Origin of the sequence: Spirosoma sp., from assembly GCF_048594605.1 — a bacterium.
Lineage (GTDB): Bacteria > Bacteroidota > Bacteroidia > Cytophagales > Spirosomataceae > Spirosoma.
On the sequence record NZ_JBMDWV010000182.1, the window covers coordinates 1 to 4330 of the forward strand.

Genomic DNA, 4330 nt, shown 5'->3' on the forward strand with positions numbered 1-4330 from the left:
AAGTATAGCTCTATATGCCGTCTGTTTATTAAACCTGTCGCGAGCGGCCGGTTCGCCTTTGCGTTTCTCAAAACCGGGTGGTGTGGGGTTTAAGAACCCGACACCACCCGGAAAAACGCCCTCAACCAATACGTATTATGACTCTCAACCGACGACAATTCATTACGTCCGGTTCCCTTCTATCAGCCGGATTTTTCCTGCCTGACAAATGGGAATTTGCCTCGACTGCCGATAAACAACCCTATAAGGTTGCTGTGGTTGATTTAATGATTCTGAAACGACAAAAGCTCGGCGCGTTTCAGCTGACGAAAGAGATTGGCGCTGATGGCCTGGAAGTGGATATGGGCGGTCTGGGACAACGCGAAACCTTTGACAACCAACTGGCTAAGCCCGAAATTCGTCAGCAGTTTCTGGACAAGGCGAAAGAGCTTAATCTGGAAATCTGCTCATTGGCCATGACGGGTTTTTACGCGCAGTCTTTCGCGACGCGGCCAACGTACCAGCGCATGATTCAGGATTGTTTCGACACAATGAACGCGATGAACGTGAAGGTAGCGTTTCTGCCGCTGGGTACGCAGGGCGATTTGGTAAAAAACCCTGAACTACGTCCGGCAATCGTTGAACGACTGAAAGTAGTCGGAAAAATGGCGAAGAAAGCAGGCGTAGTCGTTGGGATTGAAACGTCGCTCGATGCCAAAGGAGAGGTAGAACTGCTGCGTGAAATCGGCTCGAAAAACATCCAGATTTATTTCAATTTCTCCAACCCCCTGAAAGCCGGTCGTAATTTACACGAAGAGTTACGGATACTCGGCAGAAAGCGAATTTGCCAGATTCACTGCACCGACGAAGACGGCGTCTGGCTCCAGAATAACCCACGTATCAATCTCAAAAAAGTAAAACAAACGCTTGACGATATGGGCTGGAAAGGCTGGCTGGTGATCGAGCGTTCCCGCGATGCGAATGACCCACGTAACGTCAAAAAGAATTTCGGTGCGAATGCTACGTACCTAAAATCCATTTTCCAGGCAGGGTGAGGTTTACCTTTACGCTACCTAATGCCCGCCCGTTCATCCGGGTGCTGCTGGTACCTCAACAGGCTGAATTTGAGCCGGGAAGCAATTACAAACCTGATAATAACCGATCAGGCTGCCGATGCCAGCAGTAACAGTGTTTTGGTTAAGTAACAGCATGGACGGAACAGATTCTCTTTCCAGCCGCCGATAGGAGTTACCGACGGCTGGAAAGAGAATTCCTACTTAGCCAGCACTGACAAGGTTACTGATGATTGGTTCCGTCGAAGGATGCCGTATCAATGCGAATCCCGTTTCACTTCGCTGCCCGAACCACCCCGTAAAAAATCAAAATCGGCGCCTTCATGGGCTTGTGTTACGTGTCGGATGTACAGATTTACATACCCCCGTTCGTAGCCCAGATTGAGCGGTTTGAACGCAACAAGCCGGGCGGCCAGGTCTTCATCCGATACGTGTAGGTGCAGCCGCCGATTATCGACATCGAGCGTAATCAGATCACCGTTTTGTACCAGCGCCAGATTCCCCCCAACGGCCGATTCGGGCGATACGTGCAGCACGACGGTTCCGAAGCCAGTGCCACTCATGCGTCCGTCCGAAATTCGTACCATGTCGTGCACACCCTGCGCCAGGATTTTAGCAGGCAATTGCATATTTCCAACTTCGGGCATTCCCGGATACCCTCTTGGCCCTACGTTTTTCAGAACCAGTACGCATGTTGGATCAACGTCCAGTTCCGGATCATCTATGCGAGCCTTATAATCGTCGATGTTTTCAAAAACGACCGCGCGGCCTGTATGCTGCATCAGCTCCGGCGAAGCCGCAGAAGGTTTCAATACGGCCCCGTGCGGACAGAGATTTCCCCGCAAAACAGCAATACCGGATTCGGGTTTAAACGGCTGATTGATAGAAGCAATAACCGCCGGGTCATAACATTGCGCATCTGCACAGTTTTCGCCGAGGCTATGTCCATTCACCGTCAGGGCATCGTTGTGCAGATACTCGCGTAGTTCTCGGATAACCGCCGGTAAACCGCCCGCGTAGAACAAATCTTCCACGAAATGTTCGCCGGAGGGCTGGAGATTGGCCAGCAGCGGAATCTTAGAGGATAACGTATCAAAATCATCCAGGGATAAATCAATACCAACGCGCCCGGCAATGGCCGTTAGATGAAGAATAAAATTCGTCGATCCACCCAGAGCCGCGTTGACCATAATGGCATTTTCGAATGCCTGGCGGGTTAGAATTTTCGAAGGTGTTACGTTCTCCCGAACCAGTTCAACCATACGGGCACCCGTCAGATGGGCAAGCACTTTCCGGCGCGAATCGGCCGCGGGAATCGTAGCATTATCCGGCAACGCTAACCCCAGCGATTCAACCATCGCAGCCATAGTCGACGCCGTACCCATAGGCGCGCAGTGTCCAGGTGAGCGGGCCATGCTGGCTTCGGCAGCAATGAACTCAGCCTGGCTCATCTCGCCCATTTTAAAGGCTTCGGCAAATCGCCAGAGGTCACTCGTACCGATTTTACGGCCCTGAAACCGCCCAGCCAGCATCGGCCCACCCGATACAACCATCGTTGGAATATCAACACTACAGGCCCCCATAACGAGTGAGGGCGTGGTCTTATCACAACCGCACATCAGAATAACACCATCCAGCGAATTCCCCCGGATACTCTCTTCTACGTCCATACTGGCCAGATTTCTGAACAGCATGGCCGTCGGTTTGATCTGACATTCACCCAGCGACATCACCGGAAACTCCAGCGGAAATCCGCCGGCTTCCCAAACTCCGCGCTTGATGGCTTCGGCCAGCTCGCGAAAGTGCGCATTACAGGGGGTCAGCTCCGACCAGGTGTTGCAGATTCCAATGACGGGTTTTCCTTCAAATTCGTGATGAGGGAACCCCTGATTTTTCATCCAGGCGCGGTAAATAAAGCCGTCTTTACCGGTGCGGCCAAACCAATCGTGCGAACGTAAAGGCATCTTTTGTTAGTAGTTGGCAATAGTCAGTAAAGACAGGAAGCGTAAACGTTTTACTTCTGACGAATCAATTTAGCCAGCAAATCGACGCATAATCGCATTACAAATTCAGGTCTTACCCGCTTTCAGGAACGAGTTTCATTTGATAAAATTTCGTGGCAACGTAGTGATCAACAGCTGGTTTACTACGTTACCGTCCAACTATTGCATAAGTCTGATTCAGCCAAACAAATGACGTTTTTTTTAGGCAGTCGGCTTGGAGTTTGTCGTTAGATAATGTCTGATTGCCGGTAACACAGCCTCAACTTCAGCAATATATTGCGCAATGAGCGGAGCGACAGCCTCCTTCCCTTTCCCGGATCGGATAAGCTCTTCCGATTCCAGAATCAAGCGGGTCGCTTCATTCATGCCCAGCATCTTCGTGTGCACTTTCTGCGTATGAATGATACGTCCGGCAGTGGCTAAATCCGCTTCCTGAAGGGCTTGTTTCAGATTCTCAAGTTCCTCGGGCGTTTCACTCAGATAAATTCCCAGCAGCTCCGTGGCTAAGTCCATGTCGTTACCAACGGCGCTGGCCAGCGACTCAACCGAAAAGTTAGCCGTCGACGGATTCGCGGTTTCCTGAGCAGAAGTATCGGCATAAGGCAATTCCTCATTCGGCAAGTATTTGAGCATCAGGCGTCGGAGATCATCCACCTGAAAAGGCTTGGGCAAGAAGTCATTCATGCCCGTTTTCAGGCACTCTTCACGCTCGCTGGCGAGTGCATGTGCGGTCATGGCGATGATCGGAATCGAACTTTTTAGCTTTGTCCGGATGTGGCGAGTCGTTTCATAACCATCCATAACTGGCATCTGAATATCCATCAGAATGATATCAAACGTATTGTTCTGCAACAGGTCGAGCGCTTTTTCTCCGTTGTCGGCAATCTGAGTCTGGTAGCCCAGACGCTTTAGCACCTGGAGGATCAGTTTTTGATTGATGAGGTTATCTTCAACGACCAGAACACGGACCGTCCGCTCGCGGGGAGGTGGCATTGCCGATAATTGGGTCAGTTCCTGTTCAAACTGCTCCTGCGCAATCTGATACGTGATCTCGACCGTAAACTGCGACCCTTCGCCCAGTACACTATCGACGGCCACTGACCCGCCCTGTAATTCGGTTAACGATCTGACAATGTTAAGCCCCAGGCCGGTACCACCGTAGAACCGCGTCGTGAAATCGTTGGCCTGCTGAAATCGTTCGAAAATGCGCGGTAGCATGGCGGGTTCAATACCAATACCCGTATCGGCCACCGTAAACCGTGCTTTTACCGAATC

Annotated in this window: 4 protein-coding genes; 2 read left to right on the forward strand and 2 right to left on the reverse strand. The window is 51.2% G+C overall.

Annotated features, from left to right (window positions below; genetic code table 11):
- Both ACOJS8_RS11375 and ACOJS8_RS11380 read left to right on the forward strand, forming a co-directional pair.
- Window positions 1–205: hypothetical protein (locus ACOJS8_RS11375; RefSeq protein WP_420148661.1), on the forward strand; the 205-nt coding region annotated here is incomplete at its 5' end.
- Window positions 138–1034, forward strand: a complete 897-nt coding sequence (locus ACOJS8_RS11380) for a sugar phosphate isomerase/epimerase family protein (protein WP_420148662.1) — start codon at window positions 138–140, stop codon at window positions 1032–1034. The genes ACOJS8_RS11375 and ACOJS8_RS11380, both read left to right, overlap by 68 nt.
- Before the next feature lie 275 nt (window positions 1035–1309).
- Here ACOJS8_RS11380 and ACOJS8_RS11385 read toward each other — a convergent pair whose 3' ends face one another.
- Both ACOJS8_RS11385 and ACOJS8_RS11390 read right to left on the reverse strand, forming a co-directional pair.
- Window positions 1310–3016 (reverse strand): IlvD/Edd family dehydratase, encoded by a 1707-nt coding sequence (locus ACOJS8_RS11385; protein WP_420148663.1) that lies wholly within the window; start codon window positions 3014–3016, stop codon window positions 1310–1312.
- 240 nt (window positions 3017–3256) lie between these two features.
- Window positions 3257–4330: response regulator (locus ACOJS8_RS11390; RefSeq protein ID WP_420148664.1), on the reverse strand; the 1074-nt coding region annotated here is incomplete at its 5' end.